The organism is Streptomyces sp. CB02980, assembly GCF_014451325.2.
Lineage (GTDB): Bacteria > Actinomycetota > Actinomycetes > Streptomycetales > Streptomycetaceae > Streptomyces.
This window is the reverse complement of the sequence record NZ_JACSCH020000012.1, coordinates 101,482-123,505: the sequence shown is the minus strand read 5'-3', so window position 1 is coordinate 123,505 and position 22,024 is coordinate 101,482. Positions and strand designations below refer to the sequence as shown.

Genomic DNA, 22,024 nt, shown 5'->3' with positions numbered 1-22,024 from the left:
CTATCTATCCGGCGAGGGCGAGGTTGTGCAGGCGGGCGATCCCGAGCATGGCGTGGTGTACTCCGTTGCCCTTGAGGCGGCAGTCGCGAAGGATCTTCCAGCTCTTCATTCGGGCGAAGGTGTGTTCAACGCGGGCGCGTACCTGCTTGTGGGACTTGTTGTGTAGCTGTTTCCAGTCGGGCAGTTCCTCGCCCTTGCGGCGCCGGTGAGGCATGAGCAGGCCGGTCCCGGGGTAACCACCGTCGGCGATCGTCGTCGTTTTGCCGACGGCGGCCTTGGCCCCGGACTCCTCCCACGCCTTGCAGTCGTTGCGGTTACCGGGAAGCGGCCGGCCGACCACGACGACCAAGCGACTGTCGGCATCGATGACGACTTGGTGGTTGGTGGAGTACCGGTAATTCTTGGACTGCTCGGCCACCGTGTGGTCGCGAGTGGGCACCAGCGTGCCGTCCACGATGAGCACGGTGTCCTTGCGAAACCGCTTCCGGGGCTGGAGCGCGAGCAGGGGCCCGAGGTGGGCGATGATGCGGTCAGCCGCGGACTTCGAGATGCCGAACATCAGGGCGAGCTGGCGCATCGTCAAGTTGGTCCGCCAATACGCCGTGCCCAGCAGTACTCGGTCCTCCAGTGGCAAGCTCCACGGTCGGCCCCTGCGAACCGCGGCCGCCCCGTCACGCCGCAGCATCGTCACCAACTTGCTGAAGGAGCGCGGGCTCAGCCCGGTGAACGGAGATATCCATGCCGGAGTCGTGATCACAGCAGTCACGGCAGGATTGTTCCAAACATGACCACTTGCCGTTGGGAATGGGCGTGTGGGTCAGGGCGTCAGCGCGGCTGCCACCCGGGCCAGGCGATCGGCTGACAGGGCGAAGCGGTTGGTCGGGTTGCGGAATGAGTACTCGCCGTCGTTCAGTACCTGTGCCTGAGCCGCCCATGACAAGTTCGGTGTCCGGCTGCGACGGTAGATTGGCTTGGGGCGTCCTCTTCCAGGCCCGAGGATTACCCTGCGTTCCATGGAACTGGATGCTGAACTCAGTGCTCTAGCAGCCCAAGATGACCTGCCCGCTGACCTGGTGCGGCGCCTGCTCCAGCACCCGGGGGCTCGGCGCGCGGTGGCGTTGCTGCGTCGGGACCTGACTGACGAACTGATAGCAGAGATCATCGAGCTCGGCTCCGTACGGACTCTCGCCGGGAACTCCTCCGTGCCCTCTCGGATCAGGGCCCGCTTTGCGGAGCATCCGGAGCCTGCTGTTCGGTGTGCGGCCGCGGCGAGCGTCAGGGACGAGCCTCTGGGGCTGCTCGCCCGTCTGGCGGCCGACCCGGACCCTTCCGTGCGGTCGTTCCTTGCGATGAACAAGCACCTGCCGACGGAGTTGCTAGCCCTCCTGGCCGCGGACTCGGAGGCCAGTGTGCGATCGTCGGTCATCCAGCGCTGGCGTGATGCTCCGGACGACGTCCGCAGGATGTTGCTGACCGATGCCGACCCAGGCATTCGCAGTGGCAGTGTTCGGGCATTCGTCCCTCCCGCGGACCTTCTGCCGGGACTGCTGGCAGATCCGGTGACCCGCGCCGCTGCGGTCGCCCATGCCGTACCGACCCCTGAGCTGGCTGCCGACCCGGATTCCGATGTCCGTGAGGCCGTCGCCGCACATCCGGACCTGCCACCCGGTCTGCGCGACGTGCTGGCAGGTGACCAGGACATCTTCGTCAGGAATGCGATCGCGGCCCGGGCCGACACCCCGCAGGCGATGCGTGAACAGGTTGTGGCCACCCTGGAGCCCGACAGCCCCCTTGCTGAGTGGATGCTGTCGTTCAGCCGCGGCACCCACACGTGTCCCCCAGCCGCACCGGCCCCGCCAAATCTCTCGCGGCAACAGGCCGAGTCCTTGCTCGCTCAGGCCGGGCTGTGAGTATGAGCTCCTGTGGTCAAGCTCCCTGAGGCAGGCTGGCCACGGGCGTTGAGCGTGTGGTTCGACTTTCGCGGCCTCGGGTGATTCGCCGCGTCATGGCCGGGCGCACCAGACGATCTTTGCGGGACAGCCCTTAGGTGACAGCGGTATCAGGGCCGTTCCCGCGCTGGCTGGGCACGCTGACGGCAGACGGCGTCGCCGACCAGTCGCTCAGTGAGTAGCGGCGGTTGCCGTCGGCTCGATCGAGGGTGGCGAGATGGTCGGCGTCGCCGCCGCGCCACTCGATGAGGAAGGTGGTCGCGTCGTCGCTGGTAGAACTCGTCACCCAGTCCAGGTCCCCGGACTGGGCGGCAGACGCATACCGCCCTGCTCGGTCATCATCCCCGGGCCATCAGCGGCCTCCTCTTCACTGCCTTGATGGCCGCCGTCGCTCGATGTGGGGAGTGCGAGACCCATTTCCCTTCCCGTCCGTCAGAGGCTCAGTCCGGCCAGCCTGCGCCGGTCGAGCGGGGACGCGCGACGATCGAGGCGTTGTTCGAGGAGGTGGCGGGCGGTGTCGCCGTGACCTGCCTCCACCAGCGCGTACAGCAATGTCTCCTCGATGACCTCGCGCTGTGCCGCACTGCCTCCCACGCGGCGCAGCGAGGGCAGCAGTTCGCGTAGTTCCCGCACCGCGGTGGCCCATTCCTCCTCCAGTACCGCTTCCAGCGCGCTGCACAGCGGGACGACGACCTCCCGCTGCACCGGGTCCGCGCCGGCCGCGTGTGTGCGCAGGCGGCGGAGTGCGGGGAGGTCGTCGGCGGCGGCGAGGACGACGGCGCTGTGCAGGGCCGTGAATGCGGTCGAGGGACGTTCGACCAGATCGCGGGCGACCGCGTCGAGCACGCCGTCGATGGGGACGCGACCGGTCCAGTTCCGGGACATCCGGGCCCGCCACAGCAGGGAGCCGGAGTCGACGAGGGCCCGCACCCCGTTCACCTGACCCGGAGCGAGCTGAGCAAACCAACGGCGGCGTACCGCTGCGGAGTCGTCGAGGGCCAGTTCGTGGAGCGCCACGTGCCAGGAGAAGTGCGCCCGGTGCACGGCGCCCCGCCCCTGGCCGCCGATCCAGCCATCGAGCCAGTCCCGGCCGGTGCGGTGCTCACCGGACTCGTAGTGGACGTGGGCGAGGGCGTGCACGGCATGGCCGGAGGCGGGTTGTGCGGCGAGTGCTGCCTGGGCGAGCTCGCCGGCCTCCTCGATCCTTCCTTGCTCCTGCCGGACGAAGGAGTGGAGCGAGGTGTGGAACCAGTGCCCTTCGTAGGCGGACGCGGTCAGCTCCACCAAACCGAGGGCCAGTGTGCCGTCGAGATCCGCGACGCCGGAGAAGGCGATGGTGGGGACGGCGATGCCGAGCGCGAACGCGTCGGCGGGGAAGCGGCCGATGTGGTCCACGAGCGCCGTGTCACCGTCGCCCGTGGCGCCTGCGTGGGCTTCGTGCTCCCTGATGCGGCGCGTGACGACGTCGACGAACGACCGCTCCCGCTCGTCGCCGCGTTCCCGCACACTGCGCTGGGCGTCCGCCAGCTCCCGGGCGACATCGACATCCGCTCCGCACTCGTGACCGAGCAAGGCGAGTGCCGCGTGACCGAGCGCGAACCCGGGGTCCAGTTCGGTGGCGCGCGCGAACGACTCGGCCGCCTTCGCCCGAACGGTGATCACCCGGGCGAGTCCGCAACGGAAGGACGCCGCGGCTGCTGCATGGGTGGACAGCGGTAGCCCGAACTGGTCAGTGGGCCGGCGGCGTACCGACCGGGGGGCGCTGGTGAGCGGGGTGAGTACAGTCTCGGCGATCTCCCTGGCCTGGTGACGAATCTCGGGGATCGCGGTCGTCTCCCACAGCTCGCCTCGACGAGGTGCGCCCAGCGTGAAAAGCGGCCGCTCCAGGTGCCCTTGGGCGTCGAGCAGCCTGCCGCCGTCGGTGGACACACCGATGCCCAGCGGTCCGGGTGCGGCAAGGCCGTCGGACAGCAGCCCGCTCCACAACGGGTCGCCGCCGCCGTCGGCCCGCAGCCCCGGCCCCGTACAGTCCACCACCCATGCCACGCGCAACTCACGGCCGTCGGCGAGGGAAACGATCAGGCCGCCGTCCTTGTGTGGTACCGCGGAGGCGACCCGGCCGGCGTGGACGCGGAGCCTGCGGGCAGTGCGCGCCCGGGCGATGGCCTCGGCGGTGGAGGGTGCCATGCGGTGCCGGTGCACGTTCCACGGGGTGGCGTCACGGCCGAGGAACTCCGCCCGCTCGTCGTCGGTGAGGCCCTGCCAGAGCCGTACGATCTCGGGCCGCAGCCCGTCGAGTGCTGGCCGCCAGTCGCCGTGGGTGCGGCGTGTGGCGGCGAAGTGCCGCTTCAACTCCCTGCGGAGGCGGTGGAACGGGAGAGCGGCGAGGCCCGGCGGCGGCGGTACGGGGGGCAGCGGGCCGACCGCGTGCGGCTGGGGAAGCAGCCCGCCACGGGACACGGCGTGCACCGTGCGGCCGGGACGGTCGAGGACGAGCGCGAGATCGACGGCGGTGAGTCCGGTGCCGACGAGAAGGACGTCGTCCGACTCGCCGACGGCGTCGAGCGCGCCCCGCGTCCAGGGGCGGGGGACGAACCGGTCGGAGGCGACCAGCTCGGCCGGGGCCCAGCCGGACCGGCCCGCCGCGGGCCCGGTGGCGAGGACCACGCTGTCCGCCGTCAGCGTGCCGCCGTCGGCGAGCTGAAGCTCCAGACGCCCCCTGGCCGCGTCGGCGCACCCCGTGGCCCTGGTGCGCAGCCGCCGTACGGAGACCGTGCCGTGCGCCGTGATGATGGCCCGGCCGAGCGTGTCGGCGAGATATGAGCCGTAGCGGTACCGGGAGGCGAAGTCCGCCGCGGTGGCGGTGGATTCGCCGTGGCGGCAGAGCCAGCGCAGGAAGTGACCCGGGTCGTCTGGGTAGCAGCTCATGCCACCGACGGGCACGTTGAGCCGGTGCTCGGGAACCTCGGTGGCGTACGCGGTGCCCCGGCCCGCCTCTGGCGCGGGGTCGACGAGGATCAGATCGAGCGGGATTCGGCGTCGGGCCGCCCCCTCGCACAGCTGGACGGCGACGAGCGCACCAGCCGCGCCCGCGCCGACGACTGCCACGGTTGGTCGAGGACGGGCGGACTCGGCGGACGGCGAGGACACGACAGGTACCACGGACACCACGGAAACCTCCGGCCAGGGGCGGGTACTGCACAGCCAATGTTCACTATGTCGATGAACAAAGTGGAGTTGCAACGCCGCTTCCGGACAACAACGACGCACCGGAGCGCTGTTGACGTCCTGTGAGCACCGCCGCAGGTCAGGTTCCCGCTCCTCGTGAGACATTGAGTCCGTGAGGATCTCAGCACGAACGGACTACGCCATCCGGGCCATGGCCGAGTTGGCCTGCTCCCCGGACCGGCCTCTCAAGGCCGAGGACATCGCCGGACGCCAGGACATCCCCGTCCGCTTCCTCTTCGTCGTGCTGAGCGACTTGCGGCAGGCGCGTCTGGTGCTCAGCGTGCGTGGGCCCGACGGTGGTTACTCCCTCACCCGGCCGCCCGTGGAGATCACCCTCGCCGACGTCATCCGCGCGATGGACGGACCGCTCGTCAGTGTGCGGGACCTGAAGCTGACGGGTCTTGAGTACCAGGGTGCGGCGGCTCCCATGCCGGATGTGTGGCGTGCTGTGCGGACGAGTCTGCGCCAGGTCCTGGAGAGCACGACCCTCGCCGATCTGGCGACGGGCACACTGCCCGAGCTCGTACGGGATCGGGCCCGCGACTACAACGACGACGTGCGGACGTACCCCTAGCGTGCAAGGCCGTTCGGCGACCCACCCCTTACGCTCAAGGATGTGCCGCCCTGCACCGAGACCCCTGAGCTCGCCGGATCCGCCGACGGCCGACCGCGCCGGCTGTTCGTCCTGGGGCACGCCAAGAGCGCCTGGCCGGAGGGCGTTGCCGACCATGGCCGTCCCCTCGGCCCGCGCGGGCTGCGCGACGGCCCGGCCGCCGGGGCTCCCTGCAGGGCCCGGACCGCAGCCGATGACCTGACGCCACTCCGGCAGGACTCGGTTCCGTCCTGCCCGGCCTCCTGACCCACCCAGCTCCCGATCCCTCCCTCGCCTTCCCATCACACCCGATTCCCGCCTCCCCAGGGCACCGCGCTCACCAAGATCCGGACCATTTCGGGATCAGCACCCTCCAGGGAGTCGTACGTACCGCCGTTTGCCCTGGTCAGCGCGGTGCAGCTGCTGTACCACCAGCACACGAAGAACCTGCTGGTCAGCTACTCGCCGAAGAAGCTCGGGTTCTTCTAGAGGCACAAAGCAAGGCGTCTGACCTGGGCTTTTGCCCGGCAGGCGCCTTCGGCTCGACTCGCTCGAAGCGAGATGCGACTTGCTCCCTTCCTCCCAGTTCCTCCCACCGCCATCCCGGCCACTGCCGTCATCATTGTCCTGCCCGATGCCGCCCCGCTCCTCGAGGCGGCGTGGCGTACCGACCCGGCTCTGGTGCGTAGTGGGGTGCCGGCGCACGTCTCGCTCCTCTACCCGTTCGTGCCGGAATCGGCGCTGACAGATCAGGGCGAGCAGGGCGTGCGTACCCTGGCTGCGAGTTTTCCGGCAGCTGATCTGCTCTTGGAGGAGGTCGTGACGGCATCCGGTTTCGTCGCCGCACCGTTCCGGGACTCCAACCGATCGTCGACGCGTTCCGCGCCCAGTAGCCTGGGGTCGTACCCGTACAGGGGCCGCTTCGGGGCGCGGCCCGCCGCCCATGTCACGGTCGCCATGGGTGCTGACAACCCGACAGCTACAGCCCATGTCCGCGCTGCGATCGGCAGCCTGCTGCCGCTGGACACCCGTGCGGCGGCGGTCCAGCTGGTGGTGCTGACAGAGGAAGGCCGGCAGCCTCGGTTCGCGGTGCCGCTCGGCGTCCCGGACGGGCCGTGAACACCACCCGCCAGTCCCCCGCCGCTGGCCGCGAGCACAGCCCGAGGCCGGCACCCCATCCTCGGCCGCGCACTGGGCCCCACGACCTCCTGGAGTTCCTGCGGCGGGAAGGACTGGCCCCGGACAACGTCCGCCTGGACGACCCGCTGCTCATCGAGTGGCACGGCGGCGGGCCGGCCGTCTGGCCCCTCTCCCTCCGAGGAGTGAACAGCAGAGCGGGCCGCCACCCGGCGAGGGCGGCGGCCCGCACTGCTGCGCTACTGCTGTGAGCGGGGCATCGCAGGCCCGTTCGCCTTGTCCGGCTACTGCGCCCCGGCATCGGCCGTCTTTGGCTGAGGGTGATCCCCGATCAGCGGCGGCCGGTGGCCAGGATGACGAGGAACTGGCCGCCGCCCGCCTCGATGTCGGCGGTCACCGGCAGCCCCGGTAGAAGTCGGGAGAACCTGTCCACCAGCCAATCCGCCGCCTCTTGGGCGTCCTTCCTGGTCGGACAACGGCCCACCATCTCACGGCCGCCCTTGCGCTCCAGCCTGTCGGCAACGGCGATCAGCGGCGCGGGTTCGACTACGTACAGGCGCTCCGGCCAGGCGATGACGACCTTGACCGCGCCCTTGCGGCTATTGCACCCGCGGTGCGCGAGCCGCTCGGCGACCTTGGCCTTCCGGTCGGCGGTCCGGCTGTCGACACTGGGCCCCCGCGGGTCGTTCACCGACTCGTCGGGGTCGACCGGTTCGTCGCACACCCAGCACCGCCAGCCGTCGCGCTCGGCCACATCATCAAGAAGACTCATCCAAGCAAACTAGCCTGCCCGGCCGCCACCCGCGCACCAGGGCCCCGGCCCAGGACGAGGTCCTCATCCACGGGGCGCTGATGGACACCGACGTCGAGGTCGTCCGGCGGACATCGAAGACCAGGGCAAAGGGTTCGTCCCGCAGCCCAAGCGGTGGGTGGTCGAGCAGGTCAACGGCACATCGATGTTGCATCGCCGCCTGGCCCGCCAGCACGACCACCGCCCGGACACCTCCGCCTCACGCGCCTACTGGGCTGCCATCGCGAACATGACTCGCCGCCCCACCACACCCGCCCCCACCTGGCGCGGCACCCGTGGGCTGGCTGCGTGAACGTCTTCGAGCTCCTGGCAGACCTGCAGGCTCGGCACGACGAGACCACGGCCCGGGCCGGCGAACTACGCAGCCAGGTCGAGCACCTCACCGCCGCCCTCCCCGAGACAGCCGGGGCGCGGTCCAGCCGCGCTCCGGCCCCTCCTGCCGTGGGCCACCCGAGGTTCCTCCCGCCCACCGCCGGACGCTGGGGGCAGCGGCCGGGACCCCGCGCCCGGAGCGACCTGTGACGTGGGGTCAGTCCTCGGCCTGGCTCCTGCCCCGGACGGCCCCCCGGTCCCGCGCCGAGGCCACGTGTCCGGCAGCTGCCACCACGGCCTCGATGAGCGGTTCCGTGCGGTTCTCCCTCAGCCAGGCGAGGCCCGCCGTTGACGGGGGCAGGTCCGTGACCTCGACGTAGCGGATGCCGGGGCGCGGGAAGAGGTCGCGCGCGGCGGCCGGCAGGAAACACATGCCCTTGCCCTGGGCCACGAGGTGCAGAAGGCCCTCCAGGTCCGAGGCGACGGGTCCGTAGCGGACCGGGGTGCCGTCGGGTCGCGGGTCGGCGGCCCAGAAGTCCCACCAGAGCCGTGGCACCTGCGGCGGGACGTCGATCACCGGGTGGCGGGCCAGCTCGGCGAGGCTGATCCGGTCGCGGTCCACGAGCGGGTCGCTCGCAGAGAGACAGGCCAACCGCGTTTCCGTGGCCAGGTGTTGCACCTCGACGCCGGGCGGGACCGGTGGGCGGAGGAAGGCAACATCGATGTCATGGCGGAACAGTGCGTCGAAGTGGTCGGCGAAGTGGAGGCTGCGCACGTCGACCTGCACCAACGGGTGCCGTTCGTGGAGCAGACGCAGCACGGCGTGCGTATAGGGCATCGCCGCTTCCGCGCCGATGGTGCCGACGACGAGCCGTCCGGAGATCCTGCGCGCCTGCGTCGAAGCGCTGCGGCTCAGCCGGTCCATGGCCGCCACCACGCTGCGCGCGTCCGCCAACAGCACCCGGCCCTGCGGGGTAAGCGTCACGGCCCGGCTCGAACGGTCGAACAGCCGCACCCCGAGGCGTCTTTCCAGGTCTCTGATCTGCTGGCTCAGCGCCGACTGCGTGATGAACAGCCGGGCGGCGGCGCGCGAGAAGTGGAGTTCCTCCGCGAGGGCGACGAACAGCCGGAGTTGATGGGCGCTCGGCGTCCGCGGGTCGGGGCCCGTCGGCGCGGCGCCTCCAGCGGCCGTTTCGCCAGTAACCATGATGAATCCCTTATCGATCGTCTTTCATGTCGCATGGTCACAAGCGATGACATGAACAGAGTGCGAGTGGAAGGCTCGGCTCTCAAGCGACGCCCCGTGACAACTCCTCGGTTCCGCAGGGCCGTCCGACCATTGCTTTCTCGACAACGGGGGCCGAAACATGTCTGTGAGACGAGCGGTGGCGATGCTCGCCGCCCTCCTGGCCGTGCTGTTCAGCGCCGGCGCCGTGCAGGCGGCGTCGCCGCAGGCCGGCACGACCACCCGCGCGGTGCGGAGCGCGCCGCCTACGGCCGAGGCCGCGCCCCTCGCGGCCCAGGCGTCGTGCACCGCCCGCAACGTCAGCCACTACGACGCGTACACGAGGCGTACCTGGACGCGTGACTGGGTGTGCGGCAATCGTGCCGGCGCCCCGCTGTACGGCTGCGGCAGCTTCATCGCCGCGTGCCCGGTGATCGGCTGGATCGACACGTCGACGAGCTGGTTCGTGTGCTGGGCCAGCGGCGCCGCGCACAGCGGCGGCAACAACATCTGGTACTACACCATGGGTGACCGCATCGCTCCCGGTCGCGACGGCAATCACGGGTGGGGCTTCATCCCCGCCGTCGACGTGTGGACGTCGACCGATCCCTGGCCCGGCATGACGGAGTGCAACATCCCGTAGGCCGCCGGGAGTCGTCCGCCCGGCCCGCTCCGGTGGAGCCCCTCGCGTCCCGCCAAGCTCCGCGCCTCGGTCCCGCCGCCCTCGTCCGCCAACCCTTTCCGAGCCCCGGGCAGCCCGCTCTCACACCAAGCGAGGACCCCTCACGCCATGCTCCGCATCGCCAGGCACTCCAACATCACCGCTCGCCGTACGCCTCGGCGCCTGCTTGCCGCGACCGCGGCCTTCCTCTCCCTCTCGTTCACCGGCGCGGCGCTCCCGCACTCCGTCGCGGCCGCGACGGAACCGACGGGTGGCTCCGTGTCGGTCACGCCCGCGAGCCCTCAGGTGCCCGCGGGGGTCACGGCAGGCGTGGCCGTGTTCGACCGGCAGACCGGGACGTTCACCGAACAGCTCGCCCCGGCCGCCACGTTCCGGTCCGCGTCGGTCGTCAAGCTCCTAATCGCCCTCGACTTCCTGTGGAACCGCAGCCCCGACACCATCCCGGCCGCCGACCGCACGCGGCTGGACGTCATGCTCCGCAGCAGTCAGGACGCCGCCGCCAACCACTACTGGTCGGCCTACGGCGGGCCGGCGATCGTCGAGCGCATGGTCACGCGGCTCGGGCTCGCCGACACCGCTCCCCCACCGGCAGCCTACGAGGGGTACTGGGGCTACACGGCCATGTCGGCCCGCGACACCGTGAAGACCTACCGACACATCCTGGAGTCCGCTCCCGCGCCGGTTCGTGACTTCATCATGGAGCGTCTGCGCCAGTCGACCCGGTGCGCATCGGACTCCTTCGACCAGCATTTCGGCATCGCTGCCGCGTTCGACCGCCCGTGGGCCGTGAAGCAGGGCTGGTCAGGGAGGTACGCGAAGGGGAACTGCGGTTCCGTAAGCACCACTGCGGCTGGTGGCATCGACGCCTCGGCCCCGTCGTCCGTCGGCGCAGGTGACGCGAGCGTCGACCTGAGCCGACCGGCGCTGCACACGTCCGGCACCGTCGGGGCCGGTGACCGTTCGATCGTGGCCGTCCTCACACTGCACCCGGACGGCACGTCGTACGGAAAGGCGTACACCGACCTCGGCCGGCTGACCCGTTCCCTGAACGTTCCCGGCGGAACGGCGCCGAAGGGGAAGTGGTACGGGACGTGGGGTCAGGACGTCGCCGTCCGGACGGAACCGGTCGTCGGGGACAACCTGCTGACCCGACTCCCGGCCGGCGTGGAGGTGCTGGTGGGCTGCCAGAAGAAGGGGCAGCTCGTCTCCGTCCCGCCGTACACCAACGACTGGTGGGCGTATCTGCCGCAGTACGGGGGCTACATCACCAACATCTACATCAGCCATCCGGACAACCAGTTGCCGGACGTACCGCTGTGCACGAGTCAGAAGTGAACCCGGGGATTCCCGGAGAAGGAGTGACGATGTCGCGTTCTTGGCGTTCCACCCTCGGTGTGGTCGGTGCCTTCCTGTGGGTGCTGGTGTCCGCCTTCGCGGCGGGCCCGGCCCAGGCGGCGGCCTCGGACGGGCCTCACGAGGGCGGCGGCCACACCATGGTCATGCCCCCGGCGCCCCGGGGCGCCGGGGGCATGACCTCGCGTGCCGTGGCGGCCGTATCGCCGACGGTCTCGCCCTGGGCGGACTACGTGCACACGACGTCGGGCAGCCCCGTCACGTGCGCGTCGGGGAATCTCTGCACCGGGGTCTGGGACCCGGTGGTGGGCAAGTACAAGGTCTTCTTCCTCTACCGGTGCCACCAGTACGCCCTGTCCCACTGGAACGGCGTGGGCCAGGTGGTGAACAACCAGGTCGGCGCCGCCGCGTTCTTCTACGGTCAGAACGGCCAGGTGCTGGACGTCGTCCTGCCGGAGCCCACGCCCTTCACGTACGACTGGACGCCCGTGTGGTCCATCCGGAACTGCTGAGCGGCGTGCGTCGACACCGTCCGGGAACCGGACGGCTCCGCCCGGTGACCGTGGTCGCCTTCGGCGGCCTCGGTCACCGGGCGGCCTGCGTGACCACCCGGGACGGACCGGCTCAGGCCGGCGGCGGGGCGATCCGGCTCCGGCGCGCGCACGGCGTGAATGGAGGAGTTCGAACGGAAGGGGCGGGCCGATCCCGCCTTCTTCCGGTCCTGCTTCGCCCGGCGGACCGACGCTGACAACGGCACGCGGACGGCCTCGACCTCGACAGGCAGCTCGAAGATCCGCCGGCCAGGGAGTCGAGGCCGCCCGGCCGATCCGCGACGAAATCAAGAACTCATCGAAGCACGGTCGGCTGCTCGTTCAGCGCGGCGGGAACACCGGTGCCGTCGGAGCCGGCCCCAGCGTCGTCGTGCCGGGGGCCGACCGGTGGCCCAGCCCCGTGCGGTAGGCGTCCAGGGCTGCCTCGGTACGGCCGCCGCGGCGCAGAAGGTCGCCCAGCAGACGGCACAGGTCGGCCAGGTCGCCGCTCGCTCCGCTGCGCTCCAGCAGGCCCAGGGCCATGACGTAGTGCTCCTCGGCGGTCTCGGTGTCCCCCCGCTCCTCCGCGATCAGCCCGAGCAGCCGGTGCGCACCCCCAGCGTGCACCGCGCCGTGCCGGTCACCCAGTTCGAGAAACGCCGAGAGCAGCTCCGACGCCTCGTCGTGCCGTCCGAGCCGCCGGAGGACATCGGCCAGCTCCACCTCCACCTGCGCGGTGAACAGCGCCGCACGCCTGACGTTCAGCATGTCCCGGGCGGCGCGCAACTCCGTCTCAGCTGCGGCGAGTTCTCCGCTCTGAGCCAGGACGTAGCCGCGCATCCAGTGGCAGTGCGCGAGGTCGGTGCGCAGGCTCAGCTGTTGGTAGATCGCCTGCGCCTTGGCCAGCGAGGCGTCCGCGTCGGCCGTGCGCCCCTCGGCGAGGAGGGTGCGGGCCACCTGCCGGTGCATGCCGGCCAGCAGGGCCGGGTCGTCGACCTGCGGAGCAAGCGCCAGGGCGAGCCCGGCGGCGTGCGCGGCGCGGGCATGGGCGCCCATGTCCATGTAGGGGCCGATCACGGCGGCGTACAGGACGACCAGCGCTTCGGGGTCGGCCAGTCCGCTCGCGCCGAGCTCGTCGATGGTGGATTCGAGGAGGTAGCAGGCGTAACGCAGCTCGCCGGCCAGGAGGTGTGCGACGGCACGGCCGCGGATCGCGTGTACGCGGCGCGGCAGCGGATCATCGGCGAGGAGTCGCTCGGCGGCCTGGAAGTGGTGGCCCGCGTCGACCAGTTGACCGGTCTCCAGGGCACAGTCGCCGAGTCCGAGCAGCGCCTCGGCCTGCTCGGGCACGAGGCCCAGGTGCTCCGCGTCGGTGAGGAGGCACCGATAGCGCACGGCGGCCTCCTCCGCCGTCCCGGTGGCCAGCTGTCGGCGCGCCTCGACGAGGGCGAGCCGCAGTTCCGTGGCGAGGTGCGCAGGCCTGCCGGTGGCCAGCTCCTCGTACGACGTGCCGAGCCGCTCCGCGAGGAAGCGCAGGGCGGTCTCCGAGGGTCTGACCCGGCCCGACTCCAGCGTCGACACGTACGCGGGGGTATACGAAGGCTCGGCCAACTGCCGCTGCGTCAGCCCGCGTTGAGCTCGCAGTCGCTGCACTCGGCGACCGATCGCGGCCGGATCGTCCATCAGGACCCCCTGGTTCGTGAACTGCTCAGTATCCAGAAGCAGTAGGCATTGCGCACGCCCTCGCCTTCCCCCTAGGTTAAGCGACTCGTTCATCGTAGTTACTCCCTCACTTAACTCGCCTGGCAAGGGACTGATTTCATGCGTTCAGCACGACGAGCGGCCATGGCGGTCGGAGTGGCCGTCGCCCTCACGGCCGTACTCGCCGCCGCACCCGGCAGCGCCGCCGCGGAGCCGCCCGCACCTCGCACGTCCGGAGTCGAGGTCGAGATACCGGGGCCTGAAGACGGGACGTTCGCAGGCTCCGGCCACACGCACGTGCCGCTGGAAGGCCGGAACCGGCCTGCCTCCCGCCTGACGTCGACCGAGGTGGCCGCCGACGGTGAGGTGGCCAAGATGGTCGACAACGGCTCCACCGCCGACCGGCTCGACATCGTCGTCGTCGGAGACGGCTACACCGTCGCCGAACTGCCCCGCTTCCACGCCGACGCGCAGAAGAAGTGGGCCGAGCTGACGGCCGTCGAGCCGTACACCACCTACCGCAACCTCTTCAACGTGTGGACCGTCGACGCCGTCTCGAACGAGTCCGGAGTCTCCGGCGACCCCTCTCCCGACACCGTCCGCGACACGGCCCTCGGCTCGTACTTCTGGTGCGACGAGATCGAGCGCCTGCTCTGCATCGACCAGGACAAGGTCGACGGATACGTCGCGAAGGCGCCGGAGGCCGACCTGGTGCTCGTCCTCGCCAACAGCACCAAGTACGGCGGCGCGGGCTACAACGAGCGCAGCGAGACCCTCGGCTACGAGGGCATTTCGACGGCCTCGGCAGGCAACGAGAAGTCCGGCCAGGTCGCGATCCACGAGACCGGTCACTCCCTGGGCAAGCTCGCCGACGAGTACTTCTACGCCGACTACCCCGGCTACGAGCGGTACCTGGGCCCCGAGCCCGCCGACTCCAACATCACCACCCTCACCGCCGACGACATGGCGGACCGGGGCACCAAGTGGCACCGCTGGCTCGGCGAGCAGTCTCCCGACGGCGGCATCGTCGGCGCGTACGAGGGCGGCGGCTACTACGTCACCGGGCTGCAGCGCCCCACCGAGGACTCCCTGATGCGCTCCCTGGGCAAGCCCTTCAATCTGCCCGGAGTGGAGGCGATGATCGCCGGCTTCTACCGCGAGGCGCGCATCGCCTCTCCCGTCACGGCCACCGACCGCACCCTCCGCGCGGGCGACACCGCCAAGGCCCTCGTCCCCCGGCTGGCGGGGGCGGACGGGCGTCAGCTCACGATCCGCTGGTACCTGGACGGGCGGGAGATGAAGCCCCTCGCGGGCCGCACCCACGTGCGGGTGTCCGACCTGGCCCTGCGGCTGCTCGACCTCCGGAAGCACACCCTGTCCCTCACGGCCGAGGACCGCTCACCTTCGGTGCGGGACCGCGGCATCGCCCGAACGATGAGGTCCACCGTCACCTGGACGATCCGGCTCTGACGGCTCCGGCGGGCGTACGTCGCGGTTCGCGGCCGACTCGCGGACGCTGCCGAGGAACCTGCCGCATTGACGGCCGTTGCGGCTCCGGAGGCTCAGAGATGCGAGCCGTCTCGTGGGGACGTCGTCGTTGCCTCAGCATGTCCCGGTGGAAGGCGTCGGCCCGCCCGAAACGAACACCCTCGGCGGTGATTCCGGCCGCGGCCGGGCCGTAGCCAGCTGGGGTCACCCAAGGGGCAGCCAGGTCCATTCGTGCGGCGACGATCATTGCGTGGTGGCACGACTGACCGCGGTCGAACCCGCCTCCGCACCGAGCGGCAACGGACACCAGGATCCGGGCCATTCGCGGACCAGCACTCCACCGAAGAGGACCGTCACCGCCGTTCTGGCTGGTCAGCGGGTGTGCAACGCGTGTACCACCATGAGACGAAGAACCTTCTGGTGTCGTACTCGCCGGAGAACCTCGGGTTCAACTAGGGCACGAAAGGCGTCTGACCTGGGCCTTTCCCCGGACGAGGTACCTTTTTAGGAGCGCCTGCGCATCCTCGTCGACAAGGCTGGCTCCACCTGGAACAACGTCGCCCGGAAGACGGCCGACGAGCGAGGGCACGCCAGGCCAGGACATCCACCCGCCGGCCGCCGCAGCCGCACACACCTCGCGCTCCTGGCCCGCGCCACCGGGCTGCGGAGCGCCGGGTCGACGAGGCCCTGGAGATCGTGGACCCAGGAGCCGCCGCCGACTGGCGGGCGGATACTCGCCCCGCCGAGCGACGCCCACCGATGTCACTCGATCCCCGACCGGCGAGCAATGCCGGCCACGTCCTCGCTCGTTCCGACTCCACAGCACCAGTTGCGGCGTGGTCTGGCGACCCTACTCGGCGATCTCCGTGCGCTCCCACCATTCGTACACCCGCAGGGTTCCCTCTGCGGCGTCATGCCGACGTTCGGTCTCCCTGAAGTGCTCGTATCCGCCGAGGTGCGGGATCTTCACGTCCTCGCCGGGAGTCTCGACCGTGACGATCCGCTCGGAGAGATCGTCCGGCCCGCCTTCCAGCAATACCTTGTGCGCCATGGCACCAGTGTCACCACCCTCGTTGCGCATCGCACCCGGGAGGCGCCCGCCGGGTCTACAGCCTCTGACGCAGGTGCCCGGCGGAGCGCACCCCAGCGGCGCAGGCTTCTCGGCGATGAGGGTGGCGAGCTCGGGGGCACGCACCGGCGGCCGGTCCGGTGGCCGCCGGCTCCTGCATCAGGCCGGACCGTACACGGCCGACAGCTCGCTGCTCATCTGCTCCGTGAAGGCGTGGGCCTGGCGGGCGGTTCAGGCCGATCAGCAGTACGTGCCCCCGGGTCGGTCCGTTCCGTGCCGGGGCCGCCCGCTCGCCCGCCGTTCGGGCCGGTGCTAGACATGGACTATGGCCGGACTCCTCGGCCGCCTGCGCTCCGCGTTGAGCGTCCGCACCGTCGCCCGCCAGGTCTTCTCCCTGCAGGCGGCGATCGTGGTGCTCCTCGTCGTGGCCGCCGTGATGGCTCTCGTACTGCAGTCCCGGGCGGACAGCGAGCGGGAAGCGCGCAACCGGTCCCTCGCCGTGGCCGAGACCTTCGCCAACGCGCCGGGAATCGAGGAGGCCCTGGCCGGTCCCGACCCGACCGCAGTGCTCCAGCCACGCGCCGAAGAAGCACGAAAGGCGTCCGGCGTCGACTTTCTCGTGGCGATGACCACGGACGGGATCCGCATCACCCACCCCGATCCGGCACAGATCGGAAGGCACTACATCGGCACGATCGGCCCTGCTGCGGCAGGCGGGATCGTCAGGGAGACCGTGACCGGCACCCTCGGCCCGTCCACCCGCGCCGTGGTCCCTGTGACCGACGCCGAGGGCGACGTCATCGCTCTGGTTTCCGCCGGGGTCACGCTCGAAGCCGTGAGCGGAGTCGTCGATCATCAGCTGCCCCTGCTGCTCGGTGCCGCGGCGGCCGCGCTGGCAGTCGCCACCTTCGGTACCGCTCTGGTCGGCAGGCGACTGCGCCGCCAGACCCACGGCCTGGGTCCCGCCGAGATGACCCGCATGTACGAGCATCACGACGCGGTGCTGCACGCCGTGCGCGAGGGCGTTCTGATCCTCGACGGCGACGGCCGGCTGGAGCTGGCCAACGACGAGGCACGCAGACTGCTCGGTCTGAGCCCGGACGCGGAGGGCCTGCTCGCCCGTGAGCTGGGCCTCGCCCCTGACATAGCCCGACTGTTGGCTTCCGGGCGCTCGGCCACCGACGAGGTGTACCCGGCCGGGGACCGGCTGCTGGCCGTCAACCAGCGGCCGACCGACCCCGGAGGCGGGCCGTCCGGCTGTGTCGCGACGCTGCGGGACACCACCGAGCTGCAGACGGTCACCGGCAGGGCCGATATGGCGCAGGAACGCCTCAAACTGCTGTTCGACGCCGGATTGGAGATCGGCACCAGCCTCGACGTCGAGCGCACCTCCCAGGAGCTGGCGGACTTCGTCGTCCCCCGGTTCGCCGACTTCGTCACCGTCGACCTGGCCGACCCCGTCCTGCGGGGCGAGGAGCCGTCGGGGGCCGGTGCGGCAATGCGCCGTGTCGCGTTCCGGGGTATCCGGGACGACACACCGCTCTACCCACCCGGCAAACTGATCCATTTCGTTCCGTCCACCCCGCAGAGCCTCGGCTACGGCTCGGGCGAGACGGTTCTGGAGGCGGACATGACCGCCTTCTCCGGCTGGCAGGCTCAAGACCCCGAACGGGCCCGGAGACTTGTCGAGGCCGGCATCCATTCGATGATCGCGGCTCCGCTGCGCGCCCGCGGAGTCATCCTGGGTGTCGTCACGTTCTGGCGGTCACGCAAGCCCGAGCCGTTCGAGCACGACGACGTGACCCTCGCCGAGCAACTGGGCGCTCGTGCGGCGGTCACCATCGACAACGCCCGCCGCTTCACCCGCGAGCACACCCTGGCGGTCGCCCTGCAGCGCAGCCTGCTCCCCCGCGCCCTGCCGGAGCAGAACGCGCTCGACGTGGCCCACCGCTACCTGCCCGCGCATGCGGGCAGCGGCGGTGTCGGCGGGGACTGGTTCGACGTCATCCCGCTACCCGGCGCCCGCGTCGCCCTCGTCGTGGGGGACGTGGTCGGCCACGGGCTGCACGCCGCCGCCACCATGGGCCGGCTGCGCACCGCGGTCCACAACTTCTCCTCCCTGGACCTGGCGCCCGACGAACTCCTGTGGCGCCTCGACGAACTGGTCACTCGGATCGACCAGGACGAGAGCGGCGACGGCGCTCCGGTCACGGGCGCCACCTGCCTGTACGCGCTCTACGACCCGGGCACCCGACTGTGCACGATGGCCCGCGCCGGCCACCTCGAGCCCGTCATCGTGCGCCCCGACGGCAGCGCGGCGTTCGCCGCCGTACCGGGCGGCCCACCTCTCGGGCTCTCTGGACTCCCGTTCGAAACCGCCGAGATCCAGCTCCCCGAGGGCAGCGGCCTCGTGCTCTACACCGACGGTCTCGTGGAGGACCGCACCCGCGACATCGACGAAGGGCTGGAACTGCTGCGGCGCACCCTGGCTCACCCCGGCCGCACGCCCGAGGAGACCTGCAGCGCTGTTCTGGACGCGTTGCTGCCCGAGCAGCCCTCGGACGACATCGCGCTGGTGGTCGCCCGCACGCGTGCGCTCGGCAGCGCCCGTACAGCCGCCTGGGACGTCGCGTCCGATCCGTCGGCCGTCGGCCGGGTTCGAGCCGCCGTCGCCCGCACGATGGCCGAGTGGGGCCTGGAGGAGGAGTCGTTCACCACCGAGCTGATCCTCAGCGAGCTAGTCACCAACGCCATCCGCTACGCCGCCGAGCCCGTCCGCGTACGTCTGATCCGCGATCGCGCCCTGATCTGCGAGGTCTCGGACGGCAGCAGCACCGCTCCACACCTACGGCGCGCGGCGACCACCGACGAGGGCGGGCGGGGCCTGTTCCTGGTGGCCCAGTTCGCCGACCGCTGGGGCACCCGCTACACCGCGGACGGCAAGGTCATCTGGACCGAACAGCCACTTCTCACCGGCACGTCGGACAACGACCGGTGATGATCGGTGGCGCCTACGACCGCCGGCCGCTCCGGCTCCCCACGTCCGCCTGTACGGGCACGCACGTCGGCCGTCGATCTTGCGCTGACGGCCGTGCGCCTGGCCTGGAGCGTCAACTCACCCCAGAGTGGAGGCGGGACTTGATCGCTCCGTTGCCGGCGCCGGGCCGACTGGGAAGGCCCGTTCATGACCGGCGCCATACCGTGCATGAGCTCGCCAAGTGACGCCGGTCCAGTCGAGGTTGAGCGTCTCCTGCGCGAAGTCCGCCGCAGCCGGCGTCGGACGGGCTCAGTCCCGGTATGCCGCCGTCCAGCGCGCGGCCAGCTCGTCCTTGCGCATAGTGAGGCTGTCCGCTGATGTCAGCAAGGCCGGCGCGCAGTCCGTCCTACCACTCCGACTCGGCGGGCGGCCTCCGCATCCATGATCACGAGCTACGGCTGTCGTATGACGCCGCGGCAACCTTCGACCGATCGCCGTCGACCTGTGCGTTGTGATGGTGCAACGCCCGATAGGCGAAGAAGCACGCGGTCATCTGGAGGGCCCAGAGGGTGATCGCCATGGTGGAGAAGATCGCCCAGGGTGCGTCGCGTGACGTCCAGGATCACGTACGGCAGGCCCTCACGCCGGCATCGTTCCAGGACGTGCGTCAGTTCCGGTGCCTGCGCCGCCAGGACGTCGCTGCCTTCGTCAAGGCAGCGTCCCATCGCACCAGTCCCGGCCTTGCCTGGGCACCACGCGCTCCAAGATCCCGACCCTTCCCGGACCGGCGCCCAGTCACGCCTCGGCAGCGGGGTCGTGACCGAGGGCAGGAGCCGGTGCGAGCGTCCGTGCCGCCCAGAGCGTCTTGCCTCGCCTTGAGGGCCTCACGCCCCAGCGCTGGGTGAGGTGGGCGGTGATGAACAGGCCCCGGCCGTTCTCGTCCGTGTCCAGGGCACGGCGAAGGTGCGGACTGGCGCTGCTGTCGTCGGTAACCTCGCACGCGAGCGTGCCGTCGTGGATGAGGCGCAACTGGATCGGCCCCTTCGCGTAGCGCACGGAGTTGGTGACCAGCTCGCTGATGACGAGGGCGGTGTCGTCGATGACGTCCTGGGCCAGTCCCCATTCCGCGAGTTGGTCCACGGCTCTCCTGCGCGCCTGCCCGGCGCTCTCCGGACTGTTGGGAAAGGTCCACGCCTTCGTCTGGGAGTCGCCCAACGTGCGGGTGCGGGCCAGCAACAGATAGGCGTCGCGAAGCGGCTGCTCGGGCGCGAGAGCCTCGGCACACCTGTCGCACGCGGCCTGAAGAGCGGGCTGCGATTCGGCGAACAGGTCGGTCACCCGACTCAGCAGCGCCTCCCGGCCGCCGGCCGCGGTCAGCAGAGCGGTGTTGCAGATCAGCAGGGTGCTCCCTTCGGGCAGGACGCGTTCCGTGAGCGCGTACTCCGCGAGGCCCTGCCCGAGAGGTGGTCCGGCCGCGACATCCACCAGTTCGACGGCGCCGCCCGGATGCACCAGCACCGGTGACGGGTGTCCCGCGCTCGCCGCGGTGCACAGGCGGGTGACCGGATCGTAGACGAGGCAGAGGCAGGTGGCGGGCGCTCCGCCACCTGCGTCGGATGCAGCCGTGTCCGGCGGGGTGCTCGGGCGACTGGCGAGGTCGTGAAGACGCTGGAGGATGTCGTCGGGCGGCAGGTCGAGGTCGGCCAGCGCCTCGATCGCCGCGCGAAGCTCGCTCATCGCCGCCGGACGCGAAGTCCCGGAAGTGGTGTCCCCGGCCACAAGGGCGACCCTGGACCCGGAGAGGGAGATGGCGTCGGACCAGCCGCCGCCCGTGCCGGCCGGCAGGTGGGTGCGGGCGAGTTCGACGGCCGTCACGACGGATGCCTGCGCCTGGGCGAAACCACCGGACAGGACGCGGGCGGCCGAGCGCTCACGCCCGTAGAGGCGAGCGTTGTCCAGGCACTGGCCCGCGTGCGTGGTGAGCTGCTGCGCGAGCCTCAGATGCCGGTGGTCGAACGGGGCCGGTTCGCGCCAACGGTAGAAACAGGCCAGGCCGAGCACCACACCCCGCGCTCGGATCGGAACCAGCAGCATGGAATGCGCCCGCGAGCTCAGGATCCGGGCATCACGCCGACGCCGGGGATCGAGCCAATGGGCGTCCGGGCGCAGGCGTCGGATCAGCTTGGGGGCCATGGCGTCCAGGGCGGTTCGGTAGGGCGTGCCGGGCGGGTACACGTCCACCTCGCCGACGGCGGGGACGCCCTGCTGGTCCGGTCCGGCGACCGAGCGGTATCCCACGCGTCGAACGGTCTGATCCCGGTCGAGAGCGTCCGCGATGGGAGCCCGGCCGCCCAGGACCACGTCGTAGACGTCGACGGTCACGGTGTCGGCCAGGGCCGGGGAGACGACGACCTCGCAGAACTCGGCCGCCGTACGGAAGATGTCGAGCGTGGTTCCGATCCGAGCGGCCGCCTCGTTCTGCAGGCGCACCTCCGCTTCGGCCCGCACCCGGGCGGTGATGTCGGTCAGCGCGGCGGCCAGCCCCAGCACAGTGCCGTCGGCCCGCTGCAGGCGGAACACGGACGCCGAGGAGACGGTTTCGACCAAAGGGACACGGCGGTCGCGGAACCGGATGCTCATATCGAGCTCGGGCACGCCGGTCTCCAGCACCCGGTGGGCGGCCCGCTCCACGGCCGCGGGGTCGGTGATGTCGAAGTGCTGCAGGATCTCCGGCAGCGTACGGCCGAGCAACCGGTCGACCGGGAACTCCCGCATCAGCCGGGCCGCCGTGTTCACCCGTACCAGACGCAGCTCCTGGTCGTACACGTGCAGGCCCATGGGCGACTGGGAGAAGAGCGCGTCCAGAACGGCGTCCCCCAGCCCCTCGGGGACGGACCGGCTGTCCGGATGCTCTTCACCAACCACTGTGTGAACGCCCATTCGACGAGACGGGTGGACCGCGCTGCCTCC

At 70.8% G+C, this 22,024-nt stretch carries 18 protein-coding genes and 1 pseudogene; 10 read left to right on the top strand and 9 right to left on the bottom strand.

The features are described 5' to 3' along the window. Window positions 1-4: 4 nt before the first annotated feature. Window positions 5-766 (bottom strand): transposase, encoded by a 762-nt coding sequence (locus E0F75_RS24520; protein WP_187624723.1) that lies wholly within the window; start codon window positions 764-766, stop codon window positions 5-7. A 247-nt stretch (window positions 767-1,013) separates the two neighbouring features. Here E0F75_RS24520 and E0F75_RS24515 point away from each other — a divergent pair, with 247 nt between their 5' ends. Beyond that, a complete protein-coding gene (locus E0F75_RS24515) occupies window positions 1,014-1,910 on the top strand; it encodes a hypothetical protein (RefSeq protein WP_187624722.1) in 897 nt (298 codons plus the stop codon). 133 nt (window positions 1,911-2,043) lie between these two features. Here the strand turns inward: E0F75_RS24515 and E0F75_RS24510 are convergent, their stop codons facing one another. Further along, window positions 2,044-2,235 carry a hypothetical protein gene (locus E0F75_RS24510; RefSeq protein ID WP_187624721.1) on the bottom strand — a complete coding sequence of 64 codons (192 nt, stop codon included), beginning with the start codon at window positions 2,233-2,235 and terminating at the stop codon, window positions 2,044-2,046. A gap of 146 nt (window positions 2,236-2,381) precedes the next feature. Further along, complete coding sequence (locus E0F75_RS24505) at window positions 2,382-5,057, bottom strand: FAD/NAD(P)-binding protein (protein WP_229312817.1); 2,676 nt, start codon at window positions 5,055-5,057, stop codon at window positions 2,382-2,384. 232 nt (window positions 5,058-5,289) lie between these two features. Between E0F75_RS24505 and E0F75_RS24500 the strand changes: the two genes are divergently transcribed. The 3 genes and pseudogenes from E0F75_RS24500 (at window position 5,290) to E0F75_RS24490 (ending at window position 6,888) form a co-directional block, all read left to right on the top strand. Further along, a complete protein-coding gene (locus tag E0F75_RS24500) occupies window positions 5,290-5,751 on the top strand; it encodes an Rrf2 family transcriptional regulator (RefSeq protein ID WP_187624719.1) in 462 nt (153 codons plus the stop codon). Window positions 5,752-5,793: 42 nt separating this feature from the next. Beyond that, window positions 5,794-5,997: pseudogene (locus E0F75_RS40450) on the top strand (hypothetical protein); the annotation flags it as partial. Window positions 5,998-6,330: 333 nt separating this feature from the next. After that, on the top strand, window positions 6,331-6,888 hold the full coding sequence (locus tag E0F75_RS24490; protein WP_206706134.1) for a 2'-5' RNA ligase family protein: 558 nt from the start codon (window positions 6,331-6,333) through the stop codon (window positions 6,886-6,888). A 349-nt stretch (window positions 6,889-7,237) separates the two neighbouring features. On the opposite strand, the gene E0F75_RS24485 is transcribed toward E0F75_RS24490, so the two are convergent. Next, a complete protein-coding gene (locus E0F75_RS24485; RefSeq protein WP_187624718.1) occupies window positions 7,238-7,678 on the bottom strand; it encodes a hypothetical protein in 441 nt (146 codons plus the stop codon). Window positions 7,679-8,005: 327 nt separating this feature from the next. Here E0F75_RS24485 and E0F75_RS24480 point away from each other — a divergent pair, with 327 nt between their 5' ends. Then, a complete protein-coding gene (locus E0F75_RS24480) occupies window positions 8,006-8,239 on the top strand; it encodes a hypothetical protein (RefSeq protein WP_187624717.1) in 234 nt (77 codons plus the stop codon). A gap of 7 nt (window positions 8,240-8,246) precedes the next feature. On the opposite strand, the gene E0F75_RS24475 is transcribed toward E0F75_RS24480, so the two are convergent. Next, window positions 8,247-9,236 carry a LysR family transcriptional regulator gene (locus E0F75_RS24475; RefSeq protein ID WP_187624716.1) on the bottom strand — a complete coding sequence of 330 codons (990 nt, stop codon included), beginning with the start codon at window positions 9,234-9,236 and terminating at the stop codon, window positions 8,247-8,249. A gap of 160 nt (window positions 9,237-9,396) precedes the next feature. Between E0F75_RS24475 and E0F75_RS24470 the strand changes: the two genes are divergently transcribed. The 3 genes from E0F75_RS24470 to E0F75_RS24460 all read left to right on the top strand — a co-directional run bounded on the left by E0F75_RS24470 (window position 9,397) and on the right by E0F75_RS24460 (window position 11,801). Further along, window positions 9,397-9,897: a hypothetical protein gene (locus E0F75_RS24470; protein WP_187624715.1), complete on the top strand. Its 501-nt coding sequence runs from the start codon at window positions 9,397-9,399 to the stop codon at window positions 9,895-9,897. Between the two features lie 147 nt (window positions 9,898-10,044). Continuing rightward, window positions 10,045-11,271, top strand: coding sequence for a hypothetical protein (locus E0F75_RS24465; RefSeq protein ID WP_187624714.1), 1,227 nt, complete (start codon window positions 10,045-10,047; stop codon window positions 11,269-11,271). 29 nt (window positions 11,272-11,300) lie between these two features. Next, window positions 11,301-11,801: a hypothetical protein gene (locus E0F75_RS24460; protein ID WP_187624713.1), complete on the top strand. Its 501-nt coding sequence runs from the start codon at window positions 11,301-11,303 to the stop codon at window positions 11,799-11,801. 360 nt (window positions 11,802-12,161) lie between these two features. Here E0F75_RS24460 and E0F75_RS24455 read toward each other — a convergent pair whose 3' ends face one another. Beyond that, a complete protein-coding gene (locus E0F75_RS24455; protein ID WP_187624712.1) occupies window positions 12,162-13,502 on the bottom strand; it encodes a helix-turn-helix transcriptional regulator in 1,341 nt (446 codons plus the stop codon). A 138-nt stretch (window positions 13,503-13,640) separates the two neighbouring features. Between E0F75_RS24455 and E0F75_RS24450 the strand changes: the two genes are divergently transcribed. Further along, window positions 13,641-14,990 (top strand): M64 family metallopeptidase, encoded by a 1,350-nt coding sequence (locus E0F75_RS24450; protein WP_229312816.1) that lies wholly within the window; start codon window positions 13,641-13,643, stop codon window positions 14,988-14,990. A gap of 868 nt (window positions 14,991-15,858) precedes the next feature. Here the strand turns inward: E0F75_RS24450 and E0F75_RS24445 are convergent. Continuing rightward, on the bottom strand, window positions 15,859-16,059 hold the full coding sequence (locus E0F75_RS24445; protein ID WP_187624711.1) for a DUF5988 family protein: 201 nt from the start codon (window positions 16,057-16,059) through the stop codon (window positions 15,859-15,861). 343 nt (window positions 16,060-16,402) lie between these two features. On the opposite strand from E0F75_RS24445, the gene E0F75_RS24440 reads away from it, so the two are divergent. Next, window positions 16,403-19,075 carry a SpoIIE family protein phosphatase/ATP-binding protein gene (locus E0F75_RS24440; protein WP_187624710.1) on the top strand — a complete coding sequence of 891 codons (2,673 nt, stop codon included), beginning with the start codon at window positions 16,403-16,405 and terminating at the stop codon, window positions 19,073-19,075. A 424-nt stretch (window positions 19,076-19,499) separates the two neighbouring features. Here E0F75_RS24440 and E0F75_RS40105 read toward each other — a convergent pair whose 3' ends face one another. Then, window positions 19,500-19,634, bottom strand: coding sequence for a hypothetical protein (locus tag E0F75_RS40105; protein ID WP_267499539.1), 135 nt, complete (start codon window positions 19,632-19,634; stop codon window positions 19,500-19,502). Window positions 19,635-19,849: 215 nt separating this feature from the next. Continuing rightward, complete coding sequence (locus E0F75_RS24435) at window positions 19,850-21,979, bottom strand: SpoIIE family protein phosphatase (protein ID WP_187624709.1); 2,130 nt, start codon at window positions 21,977-21,979, stop codon at window positions 19,850-19,852. Window positions 21,980-22,024 lie beyond the last annotated feature (45 nt).